At 72.5% G+C, this 23,301-nt stretch carries 22 protein-coding genes and 2 tRNA genes; 8 read left to right on the forward strand and 16 right to left on the reverse strand.

What is annotated here, in order from left to right; genetic code table 11:
• Positions 1 to 44: 44 nt before the first annotated feature.
• The 4 genes from DFJ68_RS00685 to DFJ68_RS00700 form a co-directional block, all read right to left on the reverse strand.
• A complete protein-coding gene (locus DFJ68_RS00685; RefSeq protein WP_245963366.1) occupies positions 45 to 1,310 on the reverse strand; it encodes a M20 family metallopeptidase in 1,266 nt (421 codons plus the stop codon).
• The gene (locus DFJ68_RS00690; protein ID WP_121030183.1) at positions 1,307 to 2,761 is read right to left on the reverse strand and encodes a serine hydrolase domain-containing protein; all 1,455 of its coding nucleotides are present in this window, start codon (positions 2,759 to 2,761) and stop codon (positions 1,307 to 1,309) included. The genes DFJ68_RS00685 and DFJ68_RS00690 overlap by 4 nt, the downstream gene beginning before the upstream one ends.
• Positions 2,762 to 3,124: 363 nt before the next feature.
• A complete protein-coding gene (locus DFJ68_RS00695) occupies positions 3,125 to 3,919 on the reverse strand; it encodes an aspartate/glutamate racemase family protein (protein WP_121030185.1) in 795 nt (264 codons plus the stop codon).
• Positions 3,920 to 3,921: 2 nt separating this feature from the next.
• Entirely contained in the window at positions 3,922 to 5,598 is a 1,677-nt protein-coding gene (locus DFJ68_RS00700; RefSeq protein WP_121030187.1) for an NCS1 family nucleobase:cation symporter-1, read from the reverse strand.
• A gap of 239 nt (positions 5,599 to 5,837) precedes the next feature.
• On the opposite strand from DFJ68_RS00700, the gene DFJ68_RS00705 reads away from it, so the two are divergent.
• Positions 5,838 to 6,593, forward strand: coding sequence for a helix-turn-helix domain-containing protein (locus tag DFJ68_RS00705; RefSeq protein WP_121030189.1), 756 nt, complete (start codon positions 5,838 to 5,840; stop codon positions 6,591 to 6,593).
• 91 nt (positions 6,594 to 6,684) lie between these two features.
• On the opposite strand, the gene DFJ68_RS00710 is transcribed toward DFJ68_RS00705, so the two are convergent.
• The 8 genes from DFJ68_RS00710 to DFJ68_RS00745 form a co-directional block, all read right to left on the reverse strand.
• Positions 6,685 to 6,758: transfer RNA gene (locus DFJ68_RS00710), tRNA-Asp, on the reverse strand.
• Positions 6,759 to 6,799: 41 nt separating this feature from the next.
• Positions 6,800 to 6,872: transfer RNA gene (locus DFJ68_RS00715), tRNA-Glu, on the reverse strand.
• 81 nt (positions 6,873 to 6,953) lie between these two features.
• Positions 6,954 to 8,000 (reverse strand): PHP domain-containing protein, encoded by a 1,047-nt coding sequence (locus DFJ68_RS00720; RefSeq protein ID WP_121030192.1) that lies wholly within the window; start codon positions 7,998 to 8,000, stop codon positions 6,954 to 6,956.
• A 68-nt stretch (positions 8,001 to 8,068) separates the two neighbouring features.
• Positions 8,069 to 9,139, reverse strand: a complete 1,071-nt coding sequence (locus tag DFJ68_RS00725) for a hypothetical protein (protein WP_121030194.1) — start codon at positions 9,137 to 9,139, stop codon at positions 8,069 to 8,071.
• Positions 9,136 to 9,660, reverse strand: coding sequence for an RNA polymerase sigma factor (locus tag DFJ68_RS00730; RefSeq protein ID WP_121030196.1), 525 nt, complete (start codon positions 9,658 to 9,660; stop codon positions 9,136 to 9,138). The genes DFJ68_RS00725 and DFJ68_RS00730 overlap by 4 nt, the downstream gene beginning before the upstream one ends.
• A gap of 165 nt (positions 9,661 to 9,825) precedes the next feature.
• On the reverse strand, positions 9,826 to 10,425 hold the full coding sequence (locus DFJ68_RS00735; RefSeq protein WP_121030198.1) for an NUDIX domain-containing protein: 600 nt from the start codon (positions 10,423 to 10,425) through the stop codon (positions 9,826 to 9,828).
• A 34-nt stretch (positions 10,426 to 10,459) separates the two neighbouring features.
• Positions 10,460 to 11,083 carry a methylated-DNA--[protein]-cysteine S-methyltransferase gene (locus tag DFJ68_RS00740; RefSeq protein WP_121030200.1) on the reverse strand — a complete coding sequence of 208 codons (624 nt, stop codon included), beginning with the start codon at positions 11,081 to 11,083 and terminating at the stop codon, positions 10,460 to 10,462.
• Between the two features lie 6 nt (positions 11,084 to 11,089).
• The gene (locus DFJ68_RS00745; protein ID WP_121030202.1) at positions 11,090 to 11,575 is read right to left on the reverse strand and encodes an RNA polymerase sigma factor; all 486 of its coding nucleotides are present in this window, start codon (positions 11,573 to 11,575) and stop codon (positions 11,090 to 11,092) included.
• Positions 11,576 to 11,838: 263 nt separating this feature from the next.
• On the opposite strand from DFJ68_RS00745, the gene DFJ68_RS00750 reads away from it, so the two are divergent.
• Positions 11,839 to 12,306 (forward strand): VOC family protein, encoded by a 468-nt coding sequence (locus DFJ68_RS00750; RefSeq protein ID WP_121030204.1) that lies wholly within the window; start codon positions 11,839 to 11,841, stop codon positions 12,304 to 12,306.
• Between the two features lie 33 nt (positions 12,307 to 12,339).
• On the opposite strand, the gene DFJ68_RS00755 is transcribed toward DFJ68_RS00750, so the two are convergent.
• Both DFJ68_RS00755 and DFJ68_RS00760 read right to left on the reverse strand, forming a co-directional pair.
• Positions 12,340 to 13,176 carry a class F sortase gene (locus DFJ68_RS00755; RefSeq protein ID WP_338067392.1) on the reverse strand — a complete coding sequence of 279 codons (837 nt, stop codon included), beginning with the start codon at positions 13,174 to 13,176 and terminating at the stop codon, positions 12,340 to 12,342.
• A gap of 84 nt (positions 13,177 to 13,260) precedes the next feature.
• The gene (locus tag DFJ68_RS00760) at positions 13,261 to 14,412 is read right to left on the reverse strand and encodes a ferritin-like domain-containing protein (RefSeq protein WP_121030208.1); all 1,152 of its coding nucleotides are present in this window, start codon (positions 14,410 to 14,412) and stop codon (positions 13,261 to 13,263) included.
• A gap of 215 nt (positions 14,413 to 14,627) precedes the next feature.
• On the opposite strand from DFJ68_RS00760, the gene DFJ68_RS00765 reads away from it, so the two are divergent.
• The 5 genes from DFJ68_RS00765 to DFJ68_RS18070 all read left to right on the forward strand — a co-directional run bounded on the left by DFJ68_RS00765 (position 14,628) and on the right by DFJ68_RS18070 (position 18,096).
• Positions 14,628 to 15,410, forward strand: coding sequence for a GNAT family N-acetyltransferase (locus DFJ68_RS00765; protein WP_245963367.1), 783 nt, complete (start codon positions 14,628 to 14,630; stop codon positions 15,408 to 15,410).
• Positions 15,411 to 15,499: 89 nt separating this feature from the next.
• A complete protein-coding gene (locus DFJ68_RS00770; RefSeq protein ID WP_121030212.1) occupies positions 15,500 to 15,679 on the forward strand; it encodes a hypothetical protein in 180 nt (59 codons plus the stop codon).
• Between the two features lie 63 nt (positions 15,680 to 15,742).
• Positions 15,743 to 16,498 carry a class I SAM-dependent DNA methyltransferase gene (locus tag DFJ68_RS00775; protein ID WP_121030214.1) on the forward strand — a complete coding sequence of 252 codons (756 nt, stop codon included), beginning with the start codon at positions 15,743 to 15,745 and terminating at the stop codon, positions 16,496 to 16,498.
• An 88-nt stretch (positions 16,499 to 16,586) separates the two neighbouring features.
• Positions 16,587 to 16,946 carry a YciI family protein gene (locus tag DFJ68_RS00780; RefSeq protein WP_121030216.1) on the forward strand — a complete coding sequence of 120 codons (360 nt, stop codon included), beginning with the start codon at positions 16,587 to 16,589 and terminating at the stop codon, positions 16,944 to 16,946.
• A 40-nt stretch (positions 16,947 to 16,986) separates the two neighbouring features.
• Complete coding sequence (locus DFJ68_RS18070) at positions 16,987 to 18,096, forward strand: RNA polymerase sigma factor (protein WP_170165677.1); 1,110 nt, start codon at positions 16,987 to 16,989, stop codon at positions 18,094 to 18,096.
• Between the two features lie 350 nt (positions 18,097 to 18,446).
• On the opposite strand, the gene DFJ68_RS00790 is transcribed toward DFJ68_RS18070, so the two are convergent.
• Positions 18,447 to 19,457 (reverse strand): cation diffusion facilitator family transporter, encoded by a 1,011-nt coding sequence (locus DFJ68_RS00790; RefSeq protein WP_121030218.1) that lies wholly within the window; start codon positions 19,455 to 19,457, stop codon positions 18,447 to 18,449.
• Positions 19,458 to 19,487: 30 nt separating this feature from the next.
• Positions 19,488 to 20,564 (reverse strand): galactose-1-phosphate uridylyltransferase, encoded by a 1,077-nt coding sequence (galT, locus tag DFJ68_RS00795; RefSeq protein ID WP_121030220.1) that lies wholly within the window; start codon positions 20,562 to 20,564, stop codon positions 19,488 to 19,490.
• Positions 20,565 to 20,772: 208 nt separating this feature from the next.
• Between galT and DFJ68_RS00800 the strand changes: the two genes are divergently transcribed.
• Positions 20,773 to 23,163: a phosphoketolase family protein gene (locus tag DFJ68_RS00800; RefSeq protein ID WP_276330684.1), complete on the forward strand. Its 2,391-nt coding sequence runs from the start codon at positions 20,773 to 20,775 to the stop codon at positions 23,161 to 23,163.
• Positions 23,164 to 23,301 lie beyond the last annotated feature (138 nt).

Genomic DNA, 23,301 nt, shown 5'->3' on the forward strand with positions numbered 1-23,301 from the left:
GTGGGCGCTGACGACCTGTCGAGTGGTCACCGGCGTCTCGCGCGTCACCGGTCGTCGGCGTTCGCGAGGAGGTGGGCGACGAGCCCGGCCAGCAGGGCGGCCCGCTCGGGCATGGTGTCGACGACGACGTGCTCGTCGTCGCCGTGGGCCCCACCGCCGACCGCGCCCAGCCCGTCGAGCGTCGGCACCCCGACCCCGGCCGTGAAGTTGCCGTCGGACGCGCCGCCGACGGTGACACCGGTCAGGGCCGGGAGGTCGAGCCGCTCCGCGACCGTCTGCGCTGCCGCGAACAGCGTTGCCGTCAGGGCGGGTTCGAGCGGAGGCCGGTTCGGCCCGCCGGTCACCTGCACCTGGGACCCCTCCACCGTCGGGGTCAGCGCCGTCATCGCAGTGTGCACCCGCTGCTGCTCGTCGACCGTCAGCGCCCGGGCGTCGACGGACAGCTCGCCCTGTGCCGGCACGGTGTTGAGCGTGGTCCCGGAGGTCAGCGCCGTGGGCGTGACGCTCGTGCCGAGGGCCGCGTCACCGAGTTCCGCGACGGTGAGCACTTGGTGGGCCAGCTCGACCGTCGCGTTGACACCGCGCTCGGGCTCGAGGCCGGCGTGGGCGGCACGCCCCTCCACCCGGACCCGGTAGAGCGAGGCCCCCTTGCGCCCCGTCTTGAGGGCACCGCCGTCGGCGCTCGCCTCGAGCACGAGGGCGGCGTCGCAGCCGGCGGCCTCCGCCTCGATGAGCGCCCGGGAGGTGGGCGACCCGGTCTCCTCGTCGCCGGTCACGAGCACGGTGACCCCGTCGAGGGAGACGCCGCGCTCACGCAGCGCGGCCAGCCCGTGCAGCCCCTGCACGAGCCCGGCGAGCATGTCGAAGCAGCCGGGCCCGCGGGCGACGCCGTCGGTCACGCTCCACGGCATCCGGTCGAGGGTGCCCACCGGCCACACCGTGTCGTGGTGGCACAGCACGAGCACGCGCCGCGGTCCGTCACCGAGGCGCCAGCGCAGGTGACGGCAGCCGTCGACGTCGACGACCTCGGGGGGTTCGCCGAGGGCACGCTCGCCCTGCGGGGCCACGACGGCGGCGCTGGCCCGGACGGCATCCTGGTCGCTCGACGGCGACTCGACGCGCACGAGCTCGCCGAGGTCGTCGAGCAGCTGCGGGAGACGCTCCCGCAAGGCGGTCACGAGCTCGGGGCCGAACGTGCCGCTGAACGGGGCCGGATGCCGGTCGGTGCTGTCGGTGCTGTCGGTGCTGTCGGTGCCGTCGGTGCCGTCGGCCTCCGGGGTGCCCGGCGCGCTCGGCTCGCCCGTCGTCACGAGCGCTTCGGGTTGGCCCGGGCGCCGTAGTGCAGGTAGGGCGTGCCGTCGTCGAGGGAGTAGAACGTCACGGGGATCCAGCCGACGGTGGCCGGCGGGCGCATCACGTAGAGGTCGTCGGTGACGGGGTGCAGGGCGTACTCGTGCGTGAGGTTCTCGGGGTCGTCGTCGATGAGCGGGTCGGTGCTCGTCGTGCGCAGCACGAGGCCGCCGTCGCGCTCGAGCACCTCGGTGCGCACGGAGGTGCGCTCGTAGACGCCGACGTGCTTGCCGAGGTCAACCTCGGGTGCGGGGTCGGCGGGCTGCAGGCGACCCGGCTTGGCCAGTCCGCCGACCTCGTCGAACACCTCGGCGTACAGCTCGTCGAACAGGTCGCCGGCGTGCCCGCCGTTGGTCAGCAGCGCGACGGCCAGGCCGGCCTCGGGCAGCACGCGCAGGAAGGCGGCCTGGCCCAGGGTGTTGCCGTCGTGGCCGATGAGGCGGTGGCCGTCCCACGAGAAGAGGATCCAGCCGAGACCCCACGAGTCGCCCAGGGTGTGCGTGTCGGGCAGCTCGGTCTGCGGCTGCTGCATCTGCTCGACGGCCTCGGCCGACAGGATGCGGGTGCCGTCGGCAGCGACGCCGCCCGCGAGGTGCATGCGGGCGAACTGCGTCACCTCGAGGGCGGTCGCGTTGATGAGCCCCGCCGGTCCGAGCGAGCGCGGCAGCAGCCAGCGCGGGGTCGGGCGCGGCTCCTCGTCGGGCTCGCCGACGTGGCCGACCGCCGCCCGGCCGAGGATGGCCTCCTCGGGCAGGGTCGAGGCGTGCGAGAGGCCGAGCGGCTCGAAGAGGCGGCTGCGCACGGCGGCGTCCCACGTGCCGCCGGTGAGCTTCTCGATGACGCGGCCGGCGATGGTGAAGCCGGTGTTGCAGTACGAGAAGGTGGCGCCGAGGGGGTGGTTCTGCGGGACCTCGCCGAGCGAGGCGACGTACTTCTCGACGCAGTCGTCGCCGCGGCCGGTGTCGGTGAAGACGTCGCCGTCGATGCCGCTCGTGTGGGTGAGCAGGTGGCGCATCGTCACCCGTGCGGCGACGTCCTCGTCGGCCACCTCGAGCTCGGGCAGCACGTCGCGCAGCGGCGCGTCGAGCTCGAGCCGGCCCTCGTCGACGAGCTGCATGACGACCGTGGCGGTCCAGACCTTGCTGATCGAGCCGATCTGGAAGGCGGAGTCGGTCGTCACCTCGACCCCGGTCGCGGTGTTGAGCACGCCGTGGGCGGCCTCGACGACCGCGTCATCGCCGCCGTCGGCCCCGACCCGCAGCACGGCCAGGCCCGCGCCCGGCACCCCGTGCTTGGCGGCCAGCTCGGTGAGCCGCTGCCGCCAGTGGTCGGCGTCGAGGGCGGCGCCGGCAGTGGCGCCAGGCTGCTCGGCGCGGCCGGCGTCGTGCCTGGAGGTCGCGGTGGTCGTCATCGGTGGGCCGTCCTTCGCGGGTCGGGAGCCGGCGCGGTGGCGCCGTCCGGCCAGTCAACCGGCCCGACCCGGTGGCGTCTTGGTGCGCGGCGACGAAGTCCGGCGGCGCTTCTCGTGCCACCCACCGGCATCCTGCCTCGGACGTGGATGCCGGGGGTTGGGAGCCAGCGCGGGGATGCCGAGTGGTCGGCCTCGCGCGCCCACCCCGGCGCCCAGGCCTAGCTACTCGAACGAACCGTTCGAGGTCGAGCACGGCGCTGAGCGTCGAACGCGCCGGTGTACCGACGCGTTCGACACCCACCAGTGCGTTCGACCTCGAACGGTTCGTTCGGCGAGGTCCACTCGAGACGGTGCGCGCGGCGGTCAGTCGGCCGTGACGACGAGCGGGGCCGCGGCCGGCGACGGGCCGCCACCGACGGCCGCTGCGGCGATCTCGAACGGTGCGAGCAGCCCGCGCATCGCCTTGGGCGGCGGCGTCGCGTACTCGCCCGCGACCGCCGGGCGCAGGCCCAGCGTGACGAGCGACTGGGCCAGGGTCGTCGCGGCGGTGACGCCGTCGACGACGGGGACCCCGACGGCATCCGAGATGCGCGCGCAGAGGTCGGCCATCCCCGCGCAGCCGAGCACGACGGCATCCGCCCCGTCACCCTCGACGGCGAGACGGCAGTAGTCGGTGACGATCGCCTCGGCCCGCGAGCCCGGCGCGTCGAGCTCGAGCACGGGGATCTCGCACGCGTGCACCCCGGCGCAGGCGTCGCGGAAGCCGTAGCGGTCGACGAGCTCGTGCGCGCGGCCCATCGTGCGTCCGAGGGTCGTGACGATGCTGAAGCGGCGCCCGACCATCGTCGCCGCGTGCATGGCGGCCTCGGCGATGCCGAGCACCGGACCCGTGGCGAGCTCGCGCGCGGCGTCGAGCCCGGGGTCGCCGAAGCAGGCGAGCACGTAGGCGTCGGCGCCGTCGCGCTCACCCTGTGCGACCTGCTCGAGGATGCCGGGGACGGCGAGCGCCTCCTCGTAGTGGCTCTCGATGGACGCCGGCCCCATCGACGGCGTGACGGCCTCGACGACGGTGCCGGGGGCCGCCACCACCCGGGCGCACCGACCGATGAGGTCGGTCATGGCCCGGGTGGTGTTGGGGTTGATGACCCGGATGAGCACGGTCAGCCCGCCGTCCGGGCGCTCGCGACCGACGCGTGCTCGTTCTCGTCGCCGAGGTTGACGCCGGGGTCGCTCGGGTCGAGCACGGGGATCTGGGGGTGGCGTCGCTCGAGGGCGACGAGCACGACGAACCCGAGCCCGCAGCCGATGAACCAGCTGTAGCTCGACAGCGATGTGACGTCGGGGCCGCCGAGGTCGGCGATCGTCTTGGGCAGCACCGCCGAGGCGACCGAGACGACGCCGGCGATGGCCATGGTCATGACGGCGTTGCGGTTGTAGCCGTTGGTGAACCAGTAGCGACCCTTCGGCGACATGGAGAACATGTCGTCGACGTGCACCCGCTGGCGGCCGATGACGTAGTAGCCCGCGATGAGGATGCCGAAGAGCGGGCCGATGAGGGCACCGAGCACCCCCAGCGTGTAGTGGATCGCGGTGTCGTTGGCGTACCAGTTCCACGGCGTCAGCAGCACCGAGCCGACGGCGGCGATCATGCCGCCCATGCGCCAGCTGATCTTCTGCGGGTTGACGTTGGAGAAGTCGAAGGCCGGGCTGATGAAGTTGGCGACGATGTTGATGCCGACCGTCGCGGTGACGAAGGTGAGGCCGCCGAGCAGGATCGCGAAGGGGGTGTCGATGGCCTGGACCGTCTTGATCGGGTCGGTGAGCAGCTGGCCGAAGACGGGGACGGTGGCCGAGGCGCAGATGACCGTGAGCAGCGAGAAGAAGAGGAAGTTGACCGGGAGGCCGAGCAGGTTGCCCTTCTTGACGGCGGTGAAGCTCTGGCCGTAGCGGCTGAAGTCGCCGAAGTTGAGCATCGGGCCGGAGAAGTAGCTGACGACGAGGGCGATGGCCGAGAGCATCACGGGGATGGACTGGCCGAAGCTCAGCTCGGGGCCGGTCGAGAGGTCGAGCGAGATGTTGCTGATGCCGGCCTTGCTGACGAGGTAGACGGCGAGGGCGATCATGACGACGTAGACGGCGGGCCCGGCGAAGTCGATGAACCTGCGAATGGTCTCCATGCCGGTCCAGAACAGGGCGGCCTGGGCGACCCAGAGGATGGCGTAGGAGATCCAGCCGAGGGTGTTGAGGCCGAGGAAGCTGCTCTCGAGGAGGGAGGCGCTGCTCGGGATGAACTTGAGGAAGATGATGTTGAGCGCCTCGGCGGCGAGGAAGGTCTGTACGCCGTACCAGGCGACGGCGATGAGGCCGCGGATGATCGCCGGGATGTTGGCGCCCTTGACGCCGAACACCGCGCGGTTGATGACGGGGTAGGGCACGGCCGTCTTCTGGCTCGGCTTGGCCACGAGGTTGCAGAACACCTGGACGATGACGATGCCGACGATGAGCGACACGAGCACCTGCCAGCTGGCGATGCCGAGGGCGAAGAGGCTGCCGGCCGTGACGTAGCCGCCGACGCTGTGCACGTCGCTCATCCAGAAGGCGAAGATGTTGTACGTGCTCCACGTCTGCTTGCGCAGCGGGGCGAGGTCCTCGTTGGTGAGGCGCGGGTCGTGGTGGGGCAGGACGTTGCCGGTGACCTCGGCCAGGGCCTCGGTCGGGCCGGGCTCGTGCGGTCCGCCGCCGGGGACGGCGGGCGCCCCCGTCCTGCTGGGAGCGGCGACGGTGGGCGCCGGCGTCGTCGGTGGGGCGAAGGCGGCGATGGGCTCTCTGGCGGTCATGGCGTCCTCACTGGAGGTGGGGCAGGTAGGGGGCCGAGCGGTCGTGCGTCCGAGCTGCGACCGAGTGTGAATCTATGGGTTAACACTTGTCAATGGGTTTCGTCGGTGTGAAGTTCGTGCGGCGGCCCCGTTTCGTCGCGCGCGCTCGCGTGGAGGGGGCGAGGTCGAGGCGTGACGGCAACGGTGTGAGAGGGTCAGGGCTCGGGTCGTGAAGGGGAGGGTGAACAGTGGCGCAGGACATGGCAGTGCCGGCGGTCGACGAGGCGGACGGGCGGTCCGACGGGTCGTCGGGCTCGGCATCCGACGACGTGGCCGAGCACCCGGCCGACCGCCCGGCCGACCGCCCGGCAGACGAGGCGTCGCTGGAGGCGCTCGCCTCCCTCGAGGCGTTCGACGCCGAGCAGCTCGGGCTGCGGCTGCGGTCGCTGCGCGAGGCGAAGGGGCAGTCACTGCGCTCGGTGGCCCGGCGGCTCGACATCTCGGCCAGCGCCCTGAGCCAGATCGAGCGCGGCGTGCTGCGTCCCTCGGTCAACCGTCTCTTCGCCATCGTCACGGTGCTCGGCGTCTCGCTCGTCGACCTCTTCCGTGAGGGGGAGTTCACCGACACCCACCCGGCACCGCCGCCCAACAGCTACTCGCTGCGCCGCGCCCTCGAGGTGGAGACGCTGACGCTCGACGGGGGAGTGCGCTTCCGCCGGCTGTCGCCCGGGATGGCCCGCGGCGTCGACTTCTTCGAGTCGACCTACCCGCCGGGCTCGACGGGCAGCTCGCAGAACGAGCTCATCACCCACAGCGGCTTCGAGATCGGCACCGTCACCCAGGGCGAGCTCGTCGTGGACTTCGCCGACGAGCGGGTCGTGCTGCGCGCCGGCGACTCGATCTCGTACGCGTGCGAGACGCCGCACCGCCTCAGCAACCAGTCGGATGCCGTCACGGTGGCCACCTGGGTCATCGTGCACCCCGAGCCCGCCCGCCGCGGCCGCCGACGCGACTGAGCCCCCCGGCATCCGACGGCCCGGGAGGGCGGGGGTATTCACCGGGAACGACGAAGGCGCCGCTCGTGAGAGCGGCGCCTTCGTGATGGGGCGACCCCGACCGGGCTCGAACCGGCGACCTCCGCCGTGACAGGGCGGCGCGCTAACCAACTGCGCTACGGGGCCTTGATGGTGGTGCTGGGTGGTGCGGGTGGAACAGTACTACGTATCCCCAACGGGATTCGAACCCGTGCTGCCGCCGTGAAAGGGCGGAGTCCTAGGCCGCTAGACGATGGGGACTAGCCCGACCTGTCCGTTGGGACGCCCTGACTATAGGGGCTGCCGCGGCCCCCCTCCAAATCGTCGTCGCTGCCCCCGGACTCAGCCGCGCGCCCACGTCAGGACGTCGTCGAGGGGCCACGTCGTGACGATGCGCTCGGCCGGGATGCCGTGCTGCTCGGCTCGCGCGCAGCCGAGGCTCTTCATGTCGAGCTGGCCGGGGGCGTGGGCGTCGGAGTCGATGGTGAAGAGGCAGCCCAGGTCGCGGGCGATCTCGATGAGCTCGTCGGGCGGGTCGCAGCGCTCGGGGCGGCTGTTGATCTCGACCGCGACGTCGTTCTCGAGGCAGGCCGTGAAGACCTTCTCGGCGTCGAACTGCGACTGCGGGCGGGTGCCGCGCCCGCCGGTGACGAGCTGACCGGTGCAGTGGCCGAGGACGTTGGTGCGGGGGTTGCGCACGGCGGCGAGCATGCGTGGGGTCATCTCGAAGGCGGGCTGGCGCAGCTTGGAGTGCACCGACGCGGTGACGACCTCGAGCCGGTCGAGCATGTCGTCTTCCTGGTCGAGAGAGCCGTCGAGGTTGATGTCGACCTCGATGCCCTTGAGCAGTCGGAACGAGTCGCCGAGGCTCGCGTTGATGGCGTCGACCCGGGCCAGCTGGTCGGTGAGGCGCTCGCGGCTCAGCCCGTTGGCGACCTTGAGGCGCGGGGAGTGGTCGGTGAGGGCCAGCCACTCCTGCCCGAGCGTCACCGCGGCGAGCACCATCTCCTCGATGGGGCTGCCGCCGTCGCTCCAGTTCGAGTGGGCGTGCAGGTCGCCCCGCAGCGCCGCGTACAGCTCGGCCCCGTCGCGGGTCAGCGGCTCGCCGTGCTTCTCCTCGACGGTGGTGAGGTAGGCGGGCACGACCCCAAGCACGGCCTGGCCGATGATCGCGGCGCTCGAGTCGCCGACCCCCTTGATCTGCTTGAGGGTTCCCGCCTCGACCCGTTCGCGCAGCTCGTCGTCGCCGACGAGCGTGATGGCCTCGATCGTGCGCCGGAAGGCGTCGATGCGGTAGCTGCTCTCGCGCCCCCGCTCGAGCAGGAAGCACACGCGGCGCAGGGCGTCGATCGGGCTCATCGGGGCCTGCAGGGCGGCGGGCTGCTCCATCGGACCAGCCTAGGGGCGTGCGGCGACAGCGCCCGAGGATGCCGTCGTGGCCGGGTCGGCGCGTGGGCTCACGGAGGCGTCGGCAGGGTGGAGCCGTCGGGCAGCTTGACGTCGGGCGGGGTGGCGAGGCGGGGCGGGACGACGGAGACGATGTCGGCTCCGTACGTCCGCTCGAGGGCGCCGGGAGCGCGCGACTCGTCGGCCGCGACGACGACCCGGTCGGTGCGGGCGTCGATGCTGACACCGGTGAGCACGACGCCCTGAGAACGCAGCCCACCGGCATCCTTCTCGACCGCTTGCGCCACGGCCTGCTTCGTGGCGTACGAGTGGGAGACGACGCGGAAGGTGACGTCGCCGGCACCGGGCATGGCGCCGGTGACGAAGGACTCGAGCGCGGCGTCACGGCGGGTGAGGGTGACGACGACGCGCGTGTTGGTGTCGTCGGTCGCGTACGCGCCGGCGAAGACGTCGGGCCAGCGCGCGACGAGGGTCGTGCCGATGGAGTCGAAGGCGGTGCGTTGTGGGGTCAGCGGCCCGGGCAGCCAGAGGGACGAGTCGCGCTCGGGTGCGACACCCGTCAGGCCGGGGTCGGGCAGTGCGGTCGGGACGGAGCCCGGGCTGTCGCTCGGAGCGGGCGCCCCGGTCGACCCGTCGGTGCCGGCGCCGGGGGGCCCGGGGGCGACGGACACGCCGGGCGATCCGGAGGTGTTCGGAGCGGCGGGCGCGCCGGTGGAGGTGGCGCCGTCCGGCCCCTGCGCGTCGCCGGTGCCGCGGGCACCGGGGCTCGCGACGGGCCCTTCCGGACCGACGCCGGGTGCAGCCGTGGCGGGCGCCAGGGCCGGCTCCTGCGTCGTCACGCCGGCCGCCGCGCTCTCCGCGGCGGAGTCGGCGCCCGACCGTCCGACCGCCCAGACGCCGCCGGCGAGAACCACGACGGCCGCCGCGGCGGCCACGCCCTGGAACACCGACCGCCGTCGGCGCCCGGCGAGGGCCCGACCGCGCTGGACGGCGCGCTCGGCGAAGGCGTCGTCCCGGGGTGGCTCGAGCTCGTCCACGCCGCCCAGCACCTCCCTCAGTCGTCGTTCGTCGTGGTCGGTGGCGGCCCGCTGCTCGCGGCGCTCGCCCAGCTCGTCGCTCATGTCGCCACCCCCGCTCCGCCGGTGGCGAGGTCGGTCGGCGGGTCGACGAGCCGGTGGCGCAGGGCGGCGACCGCCCGCGAGATCTGGCTCTTGACGGTGCCCTCGGCCACGCCGGTGGCGGTGGCGATCTGAGGAACGGTGAGGTCCTCCCAGAAGCGGAGGACGAGCACGGCCCGCTGCGCGTCGGGCAGGTCGTCGAGCATCCCGCCGAGGGTGAGGGCGAGCTCGCGGTCGGGCCCGGTCTGGGTCGCGGCCTGGGGCTCGGGTGGCTCGTCGGTGAGCACCTCGCGCCGCTTCTTGCGGCGGTCGTTGAGGAAGAGGTTCATCATCGTGGTCCTCGTGTAGGCGGTCTCGGCGCCGGGCGCGATGCGGGGCCAGGCGACGTAGACGCGCGCCAGGGCCTCCTGCACGAGCTCGTCACCGTCGGCCCAGCTGCCGCAGAGCAGGTAGGCGCGGCGGCGCAGCATCGTCTGCCGCTCCGTGACGAAGGCGGCGAAGGCTGCCTCGTCCCTGCGTCTCATCGCGTCTCCGTCGGCTCCGGTGGCCCGTGGGTCGCCCCCGCCGGTGGGTGGGTGCACCTGTCAAGACACACGGCGGCCCCGGACCGTTGCATCGGGCTGCGACCCGGCCGGCGCGACCGGTTCGGCCCGCGGCTTCGGACCCGCCCGTTCGAGGCCGTCACCGGCTCAGCCCACCCGGCCGAGGGCGAGCAGCGCGTAGAGCAGCGACGCGACCGTCTCGCCGTCGGTGATCTCGCCGTCGCGCACCATCTCGAGCACGTGGGCCACCGGCACCCGCCTCACCTCGCTGATGCCCTCCTCGTCCTGGCCGTCGCCGCCGAGGCCGTCGCCGTCACCGCCGAGACCGTCGCTGCCGAGGCCGTCCGTGAGGGCGGCGCCGTCGGCGGTGCGCAGCCCGGTGGCGAGGTACACGTGCTCGGGAGCCTCGCAGATGCCGTTGAGCGCAGCCATCGTGCCGACCGGGCGCCACGAGTCGGCGAGCAGCCCTGTCTCCTCGAGCAGCTCGCGCTTCGCGGCCACGAGCGGGTCCTCCCCGTCGGTGCCGCCGGCCGGTACCTCGACGGACCGACCGACGGTGTGGCGGTCGACGGTGACGAGCACGATCTCGTCGTCGTCGGTCAGGGCCACGACGAAGACGGCCGGCTGGTTGATGGTCACGACCCCGTAGACGCCGCGTCCGCCGTCGGGGCGCACAACGGCATCCTCACGAACGGTGATCCACCGGTTGGCGTACACCTCGCGGGTCGACTCGACGGGCCAGGTCACGGGTGTCCTCGCATGCCTCGATGCTCGCACGCGCTCAGGCGCCCTCGAGGTCGAGCAGGGCCCGCTTCGCCTCGACGCCCCCCAGGTAGCCCCCGAGACCCCCGTCGCTGCGCACGACCCGGTGGCACGGCACGACGACGGGCAGGGGGTTCGTCGCGCAGGCGGTGCCGACGGCGCGCACCGCCTTCGGGCTGCCGGATGCCGTGGCCACCGTCGCGTACGTCTCCGTCGTGCCGTAGGGGATCTCGCGGAGGTGGTCGAGCACCGTGGCCCGGAACCCGCTGGTTCTCCGCAGGTCGAGGGGGACGTCGAAGTGGTGTCGGTCGCCGACGAAGTAGGCGTCGAGCTGGCGGTGGACGATGTCGAGCCGGCTGCGCGCCGGCAGGACCCGAGGGCCGTAGGAGCGGACCAGGGACTCGAGGACGGACTCGTGCCCCTCGACCTCGTCGAAGGCGACCCGGACGAGCCCGCGGTCGGTGGCGGCGACGAGGAGCGGCCCGAGGGGGGAGTCGACGAGCCGGTGCACGACGTCGACGTCGCCCTCAGCGGACGCGCGGTCGCCGAGCTGCACGGTCAGCTCCGTGACGTGGGCGTGGTCGGCCTCTCGTGCCGCGGGGTCAGGGCCCTGCTCGAGGGCGTCGATGAGGTTGTCGGTCATCGGGGTTCAGCCTCCTTCGGTCGGGTAGGTCGCCCGCAGGGCGGCGATGCCGTCGGCCGCGGCACGGCGGGCTGCCGCGGCTGTGCCGCCGACGACGGCGGCGACGTCGGCGTGGGGCAGCCCGGCGACGTGGTGGTAGGCCACGCAGGCCCGTTGCTTCGGGGGCAGCCGCGCCAGCGCCGACCACAGGGCGTCGTCGGGCAGGGCCGTGTGCGGCTGCTCGTCGGGTCGCCCGGGCCGGTCGGGCAGCTCGTCGACCGGTACGGCCCGGCGAGCCCGCGTGCGGGTGACGTCGACGGCCTTACGGTGCGCGACGGTGACGAGCCACGCCCGGACGTTCGTGTCGTCGGGCAGCGTGGGCCACGCCTTGAGGGCGGCCAGGAACGTCTCGCTCCAGGCGTCGTCGGCGTCCGCCGGCCCGACGACGGCCCGGCAGACACGCAGCACCACGTCGCCGTGGTCGCGGACGGTCTGCTCGAACGGGTGCTCCATGACCGGTAGACGCTCCGGGAGGTCGGTGTGTGAGGTGCGTTCTGGGGATGGCCAGCATGACACCACTCAGCGGGGCCATCGCCGGGCGCAGAACCATGCCGCATCCGTGGTCGCGACACCCGCGACACCCGCGACACCCGCGACACCCGCGGACACCCGCGACACCCGCGGACACGCAGGCTCCCGGGCGCGGAGGACGCGAGCGGGTACGTCCGACCCGACCGCGCCCCGCTCCGGTGGGCGCTTGAGAGACGGAGCCACCGATGTCCGAGACACCCGACACCACCGCCACCACCCCGAAGGCCGTAGCGGACGTCCGCGGCCTCAGCCACGTCCGCCTCACGGTCACCGACATCGCGCGCAGCAAGGAGTTCTACTCGCGCCTCTTCGGCGCGGCCCCCGCTCTCGACCACAGCGACGAGGTCGACGACCCGTCGGTGCGTGCGGACCCGCAGCGCTTCTACGGCGGCTGCGTCTACGCCATCGGTGACCACCTCCTGGGCCTGCGTCCCGTCGCCGAGGCGGGCGACCGCTTCGACTCCACCCGCGTCGGCCTCGACCACGTCAGCTTCCAGGTCGGCTCGGTCTCGGACCTCGAGGACGCGGTCCGCCGACTCGAGGAGGCAGGCGTCGAGCACGGCGAGATCACCACGCTGGAGCAGCAGGGCATCGCCTTCGTCTCCCTGCAGGACCCCGACGACGTCAACCTAGAGCTCACCGCCGCCCTCTGACGTGAGGGCCGCGGTCCGCGGCCCCAACGGGCGTCAGGGGCGCGCGAGCCTGGCGAACACGACGGTGTTCGACTCGTACGACTTCGTCCTGTGGTCGTAGGCGCCGCCGCAGGTGATGAGCCGAAGACCGGCGTAGTCGGTCGGGCCGTACACCGTTGTGGTGGGGAAGTGGTCCCGCCGGTACGACCGCACGGCGTCGATCGTGAACCGCGCGACTGATCGGTCGGCCCGAGTGACCGTCACGGTCTGCCCGGGCCGGACCTCACTGAGACGGTAGAAGGCCGCCGGACCGACGGCGGAGTCTAGGTGCCCCACGATGACCGCGGGCCCACGGTTGCCGGGCCTCGATCCCAGGCGGTACCAGGCTGCCTGGCGTGGGTCGGTCGGGACGCCGATGGTGCCGTCGCGGTTGAGGCCGACCTGGCCCACGGGAGCCGTGATGCCGACGCTCGAGATCGCGATGGAGACCGGCGCCGCCAGGGCCCCTCGGCTCGAGCGTGCCGCTGGCTTCTCCTTCCCCGCTTTGGTGGACTTCTGCGCACCCCCGGATGCCGTCGGGGCTGGGACGGCCGTCGGCCTGGCCTGCCGTGACCCTGCCGGAACGGGCGTGGCCGGAGCGGACGCTGTCGCCGGCGGGACGTCTCCCCGCGCCACCGGCACTGCCACGGGCACCGACACAGGAACCGCCGCGGATGCCGGTGCCGCCACGTATCGACCCACGAGCACGACCGCGACGGCCAGCAGTGCCAGGGCCAGCGCGAGGTAGGCCCGGCCCGCGAACGACGGATGCGGCGACCCTGCCCGAGCGTGACGGTGCTGTCGGGACTGGTGGCGACCGGGAGGTCGGCGTGACGGCATCCGGCGGGTCATCGTTTCTCTCTCGTGCGCAGAAGGTGCGAGCCCTGCGCGGTCACCTCGGGCGAGGCGACCGCGCAGGGCTCGCGGGGATGGCGACTAGACGCCGGCGACGCCCCCGCTGGAGCCGACGGCCGGGTCACCGGCGGCCTGGGTGCGGTGACGCTGGTACGCACCCGCGGCGGCGACGGCCCCGACCGCGGCGGCCGCCCCGCCGACGAGCAGGCCGGTGTCTGTACGCTCCGACGCGCCGGCGGTGGGGGCGGTGCCACCGCCACCGGTCGCGGCGCCGCCGGAGGGCATGGAGCCGGCGCCCTCGCTGGTGTTGAGCGTGCCGTTGACCCCGTCCGGGAAGAAGCCGCCCTCGGTGACCGACTTGGGGTTCAGGTACACGATGTTGAGGACCTGGCCCGGGGTGCGGCCGAAGGCGATGCCGTTCTCGTCGAGGGGGACGATGTTCGAGCCACCGTCGACCGTGATGCCTTGGTCGAGGTCGGACGACCCGTCGAGGCTGTCGCGGGCGTCGGAGATCTTGCCCGCCGGGACCTGCAGGCCCATGTTGTAGAGGCTCGTGCGGATCAGGCCCGCGTGGTAGGCCTCGGCGGCGAGGATGCCGGCAGCCGCGCCGAGGTAGGTCTTGTTGGTCACCAGGGGAGCGGCGCCCTTGTAGGCGGTGACGCCCACGTCCTCGAAGATGAAGGCCGCGAGCAGGAAGTTCTGCTCGTTCGCGTAGGGGTCGAACGTCTCGCCCTGCTTGATGAGCCCGGCGGCGACCGCGGCACCGGTGAAACTGGTGTTGAGGTCGATCGTGGGGCGGGCGACGGCCGACTTGCCAAGGGCCGCCCGGAGGAAGGCGACGTGCTGGCCTTCGTCCTTGGCGATCTCCTCGGCGTACTGGCGGATGGCCTTGGTCTTGAAGGGCACCTTCTTGCCGCCGGAGACGCTGCCCCGGCTTCCGGTACCGGTCGTCAGGTTGTCGGGCAGCCCGTTGCCCGTGGTGGCGCGGTAGTAGAACTCGGCCTCGAGGTACTCGAGGTTGAGTGCGAAGTTGAGGATGGCGCCGTCGGTGACGGCGCCGCTGTCGGCCGCCACCGCTGCCGCGGGGGCGGCGGAGGCACCGGGCGCGCTCAGCAACGTGGCCGCACCCACCCCGGCCGAGGTCAGGCCGGCGGCGCGCATGAAGCGGCGCCGGTCGAGCGGGTTCGCAGCGCTGCGGTTGATCGCGCTGCGGATGAACGTGGAGTCGAACATGTCGATCCCTTCGGTGGGTCGTGCCCGGTGACTTTCCCCGAGTGGGGTCGTCGACGCGCCGGAGGCCGGCAGCGCCCCGAATCGTGCCAAATGTGTTGCAAACGGACAAGACGGTAAAGGTCAATTCTTCGTCTGTCTCCGATCCCCGCCCGGGCATGTGTGTAAGTCGGTGGCCGGTCCGCCGACGGCGCTGCCATCGTGGGCCGATGCGCTCCGTGCCGCCACCGCCCCTCACACCGTCCGACGGCACCGACCGCCTGACCGAGGTGGAGGCGTACTACGACCGGGTGCCCCGGGCGACCGCCACCGCCGAGTCGCACGGACCGTTCACCCTCTTCGTCGCCGACGAGGACAGCGGCTTCGGGTTCTACGCCCGGCCGACGCTCGGCGGCACGGCCGGCTTCACGCCTGACGACGTCACCGCGGTACTGGCGACGCAGCGCAGTCGAGACCTGCCGCGGGCCATCGAGTGGGTGGACGAGGTCACCCCCGACCTGCTCCCTGCGGCGCGCGCCGCGGGGCACGAACCACACCGCTACCCGCTGCTGGTGCTGGCCGGCGACGCCGACGTCGAGCCCGACCCCCGCGCCCGGGTGCTGGCCCCCGCCGAGCCACACCTCGCGCTCGCCGTCGGCGCCGTGCACGCGGGCTTCACCGGGACCGACGACGTGCAGCGGGGCGACCCAGGGTCACGACCGCGCCTCATGGAACAGGGTGACCTCGTCGTCGTGGCCTCCTTCGAGGGCGGGCGCCTCCGCGGCGCGGGCTCGGCCTCCCCGCGGGGTGCCGTGGCCGAGCTCATGGGCATCGCGGTCCCTCCCGGTCACCGGCACCGCGGGCACGGCACCGCCATCACCCGCTCGCTCGTCGCCGCCTGCCGCGAGCGTGGGGTGGCGACGGTCTTCCTCACCGCCGGCTCCGACGCGGCCGCCGACATCTACCGCCGCATCGGCTTCGTCGACGTGGCCACCGCCTGCATCCTCACCGTCGACGACTGAGGCACGCGGCCTCGGGCCGCGCCGACCGGCATCCCGCGCCGACCGGCATCCCGCGCTGACCGGCATCCGACTGCGGGTACGTCACCGGCATGAGCGACCAACCAGCCGAGGATGCCGTCGGGACCCGCGCCGAGCTGCTGCCGGAGGAGCAGGTCGTCGGCAGCGACGACCCGCAGGCACAGGCGGAGGCCATCTTGGAGGAGTCGGAGGAGCGGACCGAGCACCCGGAGGAGACGCGCGACGAGTCGGTGCAGACGCCCGAGCGCTGACGCTCCACCCCCGAGGCGCGAAAACGCGTTGCCGTCCGCAGCTCGGGTCGGCAGGGTGGGCGGGTGACCTCGAGCGACCTGTGGGACGAGGCGACGGCGAGTCGCTACGACGACGACTCCGCCATGTTCTCGGCGGAGGTGCTGGGGCCGACAGTCGATGTCCTCGCCGAGTTGGCGGGTGACGGTGCCGCGCTCGAGTTTGCCCTCGGCACAGGCCGGGTGGCCGTCCCGCTGCTGGACCGCGGGGTGCCCGTGACGGGCATCGAGCTGTCGCAGCCGATGGTCGACGTGCTGCGCACCAAGGTCGACGCCGGCCGGCTTCCGGTGACGGTGGGCGACATGGCGACGACGCGGGTGCCCGGGCAGTTCTCGCTGGTCTACCTCGTCTTCAACACGCTCGGCAACCTACGCACCCAGGCCGAGCAGGTGGCGTGCTTTCGCAACGCCGCACGGCACCTCGCCCCCGGCGGCCATTTCGTCATCGAGCTGTGGGTGCCCGGCATCCGCCAGATGCCGCCGGGGCAGACGGCGGTGCCCTTCGAGGTGTCGCCGGAGCACACCGGCTTCGACACCTACGACCTCGTCACGCAGCAGGGCACGTCGCACCACTACACACGCGTCGACGGCGAGACCTACCGTTACGGCACGACGAACTTCCGCTACGTGTGGCCGGCGGAGTGCGACCTCATGGCGCAGCTGGCCGGGCTCGAGCCCGCGGCTCGGTGGGCGGACTGGTCGCGGGCCGAGTTCACGGCCGACAGCCCCAGTCACGTGTCGGTGTGGCGGATGCCGGTGAGCGGCGTGGTCGGGGACGGCTGAGCCGTCGTCGGACTCGTGATTGATCCGTGTCGGATTCGGCGGGGGCCGTTCGTCGTAGGTTGACACGACGAACTCCGGAGGAGACGAGATGCAGTTCTTGATGCTGGTGTGTGGAGAGCCCGAGGGCACGACGACGGCGGTGACGGAGGACGACCGCGAGGCGGCACCCGACGTGGAGCAGTGGTGGCAGTCGGCCAACGACGAGGGCACGTACGTCATGGGGGAGCGGCTGCGGCCGGCGACCGAGGCCGTGACGGTGCGGGTGCGGGCGGGGCAGGTGCTGCGCACGGACGGTCCCTTCGCCGAGGTGAACGAGATCGTCTACGGCTTCGACGTGCTCGAGTGCGACTCGATGGACGAGGCGGTGCGGATCGCCTCCGGCCACCCGATGGCCTACGCCGGGGTCATCGAGGTGCGTGCGATGTGGCCGTTCGACGGCGGTGAGTGACCCGGCATCCGCTCTGGCGGGTGCACTGAGGCGGGAGCGGGTGGCGATCGTCGCCTCGCTCATCCGGCTGACGGGCGACTGGGACCTCGCGGAAGACTGCGTGCACGACGCCGCCGAGCGTGCGCTGACGACGTGGCCGCGCGACGGCGTACCCGGCAACCCGGCGGCGTGGCTGACGACGGCGGCCCGCCGCCGGGCGCTCGACGTGCTGCGCCGGCGGGGGCGGGAGGCGTCGGCGCTGCGCGAGGTCGTGGCGACGGAGGCGGTGGGTGTCGGCGTTGGCGGCGATGCGGGGGGCGGCTACTTCGACGACCGGCTGCGGCTGCTCTTCGCGTGCTGCCACCCGTCGCTGTCGCTGCAGGACCGGGTGGCACTGACGCTCAAGACGGTGTGCGGTCTGTCGACGCGTGACATCGCCCGGCTGTTCGTGGTGGGCGAGGCGACGATGGGGCAGCGGCTCCTGCGGACGCGCAGGCAAGCGGCGCGAGAGGCGTTGGCCTTCGCGGTGCCGCCCGCCGATCAGGTCGACGACCGGGTGGACGGGGTGCTGGCCGTGATCTACCTCGTCTTCACTGAGGGCTACGCCGTGGGAGGCGAGGGGCTGCGTGACGAGCTCGCCGACGAGGCCCTGGTGCTGGCCCAGCTCGCGACGTGGCTGCTGCCGCAGCACGCCGAGGCGCACGCACTGCGGGCGCTGGTGCTGCTGCAGCACGCCCGCCGGCCGGCCCGCGTGGATGCTGACGGCGAGCTGGTGCCGCTGGACGAGCAGGACCGGACGCTGTGGGACCGCTCGCTGATCGCGGCTGGGGTGGAGTCGCTGCGGCAGGCGCGGGGGTTGGTGGTCGACGGGGTGGTCGGGCCGTACCGGGTGCAGGCAGAGATCGCGGCATTGCACAGCACGGCACCGTCGTTCGACATGGTCGACTGGGACGCGGTGGTCGGCTGGTACGACGGGCTGCTCGAGGCAACCGGGTCACCGTCGGTCGAGCTGAATCACGTGGTGGCCATCGCCATGCGCGACGGCGCTGACGCCGGGCTCGTGGCCCTCGATGCGTCATCTGACGCGTGTCGAGCGATGCCCGACGCAGCCGCGGTGCGCGCCGGCCTGCTGCGGCGCGCGGGGCTCATCGCCGATACAAGTGCGCCCTAGAGCCGGACCGGCAAGGCACGTCCAGATCCTGCCCACGCGCACTACTTCCTGCGCCGCGACGCCGAGGTCACACGACGTCGCATCGTTCTCATGGGCCTGGGGCAGGCTGCGCCTGACGCACCAAGGGCAGTCATACGCGGCGGTGTGACGTGGCCGCTCTCGCGGCGGAGTGGGTGCGACATTCTCGTTGCACCCGCCGCCGCTCACGACTACCGCCCAGGCCGCGCGCTATTGGCTCGGCATTTTGCCGCGTCCACTCGCAGGTGATCGATCGCGCCACCCGAGCCGACGCCGGTCGCCGGGTCGATCCGGGTGTCTGCCGCTGGGTTGGAACGGGTGCAGGCGTGTCGCTATGACGGACCGGTCGAGCTAGCCCCCTCAGCACCACGCGTCGCCACGATCTGGTCGTGCGTCGGCACGGGGAACTCGGCCGGGTAGTCGCCATACGCACGAGGGTCCTCGGCCGGCTCGAGGTGGCACGTCAGCGTGAGGTCGGCGAACTCCTCGCGCACCGCGTCCTCGACCTCCTCGACGAGGTCGTGACCCTGCTGCACCGTCCAGGCGCCGGGCACGAGCACGTGCACCTCGGCGAAGCGGTGGTGGCCCGACACCCTGGTCCGCAGGGCGTGGAAGTGCACGTCCGGCGACACGAACCGCGTCAACACCGCTGCCAGCGCAGCGTTCTCCTCCTTCGACAGCGCGATGTCCATCAGGCCCTCCGACGACTCGCGCACCAGCGACCACCCGGTCCAGATGATGTTGAGCCCGACGAGGAAGGCGATGACCGGGTCGAGCCGCTCGATGCCGGTGAGCGCCACCGCGATGACGCCGACGACGACGCCGGCGGAGGTCCATACATCGGTCATGAGGTGCTTGCCGTCGGCCGTCAGGGTGAGCGAGCGGTACCGCCGCCCCGCGCGGATCAACAACCAACCCACCACGCCGTTGACGACGGACGCGACGACCGAGATCGCAAGACCCACCCCGACGTTCTCGATCGGCTGCGGGTTGAGGAAGCGTTCGACCGCCGTGTAGACGATGACCACCGCCGCGGCGAAGATCATCATCCCCTCGATGGCGGCCGAGAAGTACTCCGCCTTGGTGTGGCCGAAGTGGTGGTTCTTGTCGGCCGGCATGGCCGCGACGCGCAGCGCGATGAGCACGGCGACGGCGGCCACGAGGTTGACGACCGACTCCGCGGCATCCGACAGCAGACCCACCGACCCGGTGATGCGCCACGCGAAGAACTTGAGTGTGATCGTGACGAGGGCCGCCGCGATCGAGAGGTACGCGTAGCGACTGAGGTCGCGCACCGCAGGTGCGCGGTCGGGGGTGCCAGCAGCGGGTTCAGCGTTCGTCACGGCACCAGTGTGGCGCAGCCGAGCCGGGGACTACACCTCGCGCAGCCGCTGCGCCTGCTGCTCGGGCAGCACGTCGCCGACGAAGGCGCCCATCGCCGACTCCGAGCCGGCCAGGTACTTCAGACGCCCCTCACCGCGCCGCACCGAGAACAGCTCGAGGTGCAGCCACGCGAGGTCGCGGTCGGTGTTGACGGGCGACTGCTGCCACCCGGCGATGTAGGGCATCGGCGTCGAGTACAGCCGGTCGAAGCGGCCGAGCACGTCGAGGTAGACCCGCACGAAGTCGTCACGCTCCGCCTCACCGAGCGAGGGCAGGTCGGGCACCTGCACCTTCGGGAAGAAGTGCACCTCCATGGGCCAGCGCGCCGCGTACGGCACGAACGCCACCCAGTGCTCGCTGTCGACGACGACCCGGCTGCCGTCGGCGAGCTCCTGCTCGACGATGTCACCGAAGAGGTTGCGCCCCGTGGCCTCCCGGTGCGCCCGCGCGCGGTCGAGCTCGGTGCGGGCGCGCGGCGGCACGAAGGGGTAGCCGTAGATCTGGCCGTGCGGATGCTGCAGGGTGACCCCGATCTCGGCCCCGCGGTTCTCGAACGGAAAGACCTGCTCGACCCCGGGCGTGTGCGACAGCGCTGCCGTGCGGTCGGCCCACACGTCGACGACGAGCCGCGCCTGCGCCGGCGTCAGCCCCGCGAACGAACCATCGTGGTCGGACGAGAAGCACACGACCTCGCACCGCCCGACGGCCGGTCGTACCGAGAAGATGCCGTCGTCGGCCGACTCGATGCCCTCGACGTGGGTGGCGAACGACGGGAAGCGGTTCTCGAACGCCACGGCCTGGTACTCCGTCGACGGGATCTCCGACTGCCGACCGTCACGCGACGGGCACAGCGGGCACTCGTCGGCCGGGGGCATGAACGTGCGCGTCTGGCGGTGCGAGGCCATCGCGATCCACTCGCCGGTCAGCGGGTCGTGCCGCATCTGCGACGACGCGATCGTGCGCGCCAGGTCGCGCCGGTCGGCCGCCGCCTCCCGCTCCGGAGAGCCGTCGACGTCGAACCAGACGATCTCGCGACCGTCGGCGAGGTGACCGGCCGTGCGCTGCATGCGTGCTCCTCGGGCGGAAGGGCGGAAGGCTGAAGGGCGGGGTTCGGCGGGCGCACCTCGCACGACGGTCGGCGAGGCGGATGCCGGGCGCGACCGTCCCGGGGCGGCCCGGGTTCATCGTAGGGGCGGGCCCACCCCCCGTGCCCTCACCCCGCCGCGCCCGCGCGCAGCTCTTGTGCGGACACCTCGCACCGCCGACAGTGGGGAGGTGACGACCACTCGCCCCGACCTGCCCGCCGCCACCGCCGACGAGATCGAGGCCATGGACGCCTGGTGGCGCGCCAACAACTACCTCACCGTCGGCCAGATCTACCTCATGGCCAACCCGCTGCTGCGCGAGCCGCTCACCCCCGAGCACATCAAGCCGCGCCTGCTCGGCCACTGGGGCACGAGCCCCGGCCTCTCGTTCGTCTACACGCACCTGTCCCGCGTCATCCGCCACACCGGCCAGCAGGCGATCTTCCTCACCGGCCCCGGCCACGGCGGCCCGGCCCTCGTCGCCGCCGGCTACCTCGAGGGGACCTACAGCGAGATCTACCCCGACGTCAGGGAGGACGAGGATGGCATCCGTCGCCTCTTCCGCCAGTTCTCCGCGCCAGGCGGCATCCCCAGCCACGTGTCGGTGACGACCCCCGGCTCGATCCACGAGGGCGGCGAGCTCGGCTACGTGCTGAGCCACGCCTTCGGCGCCGTCATGGACAACCCCGACCTGCTCGCGCTCGCCGTCGTCGGCGACGGCGAGGCCGAGACCGGGCCGCTGGAGGGCTCGTGGAAGGGCATCTCCTTCCTCAACCCCGCGCGCGACGGGGCCGTGCTGCCCGTGCTGCACCTCAACGGCGCCAAGATCGCCGGGCCCACCGTGCTCGGGCGCAAGCCGCCGGAGGAGGTGCGCAGCCTGCTCGAGGGGCACGGCTACGAGGTGTTCGAGGTCGAGGGCGGCGACCTGCCCGGCATGCACGAGCGCTTCGCCGAGACCCTCGCCACCGCGTACGCGCGCATCACCGGCATCCAGGATGCCGCCCGCTCGGGCGGGTGGGACGGCACCCGCCCGCGGTGGCCGCTCATCGTGCTGCGCAGCCCCAAGGGCTGGACCGGGCCCGACGTCGTCGACGACGTGCAGGTCGAGGGCACGTGGCGCGCGCACCAGGTGCCGCTGTCGGGGGTTAAGGAGAACGACGACCACCGGCGGATGCTCGAGGAGTGGATGCGCTCGTACCGACCCGACGAGCTGTTCGACGAGAGCGGCGCGCCGACCCAGCTCGTGCGCTCGGCCAACCCGTCGGGCGAGCTGCGCATGAGCGCCTCGCCGCACGCCAACGGCGGGCTCGTCACCCGCGACCTCGACATCCCCGACTACCGCCAGTTCGCCCGCGACGTGCCCGAGCCCGCGACGGAGCGGGCCGAGTCGACGCGCGCCATTGGCGAGATGATGCGCGAGCTCTACCGGCGCAACCCGACGACGTTCCGCCTCTTCAGTCCCGACGAGACGAACAGCAACCGTGTCGGCGCGGTGTTCGAGGTCTCCGACCGCATGACGGCCGAGCGCACCGTCGACATCGACGAGAAGCTCTCGCGCGACGGCCGCGTCATGGAGGTGCTGAGCGAGCACAACTGCCACGGCTGGCTCGAGGGCTACACCCTCACCGGGCGGCACGGGCTCTTCGCGACGTACGAGGCCTTCGCCATGGTCAGCGCGTCGATGACCGTGCAGCATTGCAAGTGGCTGCAGGAGGCGAACCGCCTCGACTGGCGGGCCAAGGTGCCGAGCCTCAACATCCTGCTGACCTCGACCGCATGGCGCAACGACCACAACGGGTTCTCGCACCAGGGCCCGGGCCTCATCCAGACCGTGCTCAACGCTCGCGGCGACGTCGCCCGCATCTACCTGCCGCCGGACGCCAACTGCCTGCTCTCGGTGGCCGACCACTGCTTCCGCAGCAAGAACTACGTCAACCTCATCGTCATCGACAAGCAGCCCCAGCCGCAGTGGCTCTCGATCGACGAGGCGACCGCCCACTGCGCCGCCGGCGCCGGCATCTGGGACTGGGCGGGCACCGACGACGGCGACCGCGACCCCGACGTCGTGCTCGCCTGCGCGGGCGACGTCGTGACGATGGAGGTCGTCGCGGCGGCGCAGATCCTCAAGGAGCGGCTGCCGCAGCTGCGGGTGCGCGTCGTCAACGTCGTCGACCTCATGACCCTCGCCCGGCCGCGCAGCCACCCGCACGGCATGGACCCGGTGCGCTTCGGCGAGCTGTTCACCGACCACGTCGACGTCGTCTTCGCCTTCCACGGCTACCACGGCGCGGTCCACCAGCTCGTGCACGGCCGGCCCGACGCCGACCGCTTCCACGTGCGCGGCTTCAGCGAGGAGGGCACGACGACGACCCCGTTCGACATGGTCGTACGCAACCAGGTCGACCGGTACCACCTCGTCATCGACACCATCAACAACGCCGGCCGGCAGGTGCGCGGGTCGAGCGAGCTGCAGCGCTGGTGCGAGCAGCAGCTCGCGAAGCACGAGACGTACATCGTCGAGCACCTCGAAGACATGCCGGAGGTGCGCGACTGGGTCATGACGACCGTCGTCGACGACTGACGCCCGAACGCTCCCGCTTGTCGGAGGTTCGTGTCGGAAACGAGACGTGACAGGCCCGGCTCCCGGCGGGTAAGCATGGGCGTGGCGCCGGCCACACCGACGCTCTTCGGCGACCCGTGGTCGTGGGAGCCCACGGAC

This window comes from Terracoccus luteus, assembly GCF_003635045.1.
In the GTDB taxonomy this organism is placed as follows: Bacteria; Actinomycetota; Actinomycetes; order Actinomycetales; family Dermatophilaceae; genus Terracoccus; species Terracoccus luteus.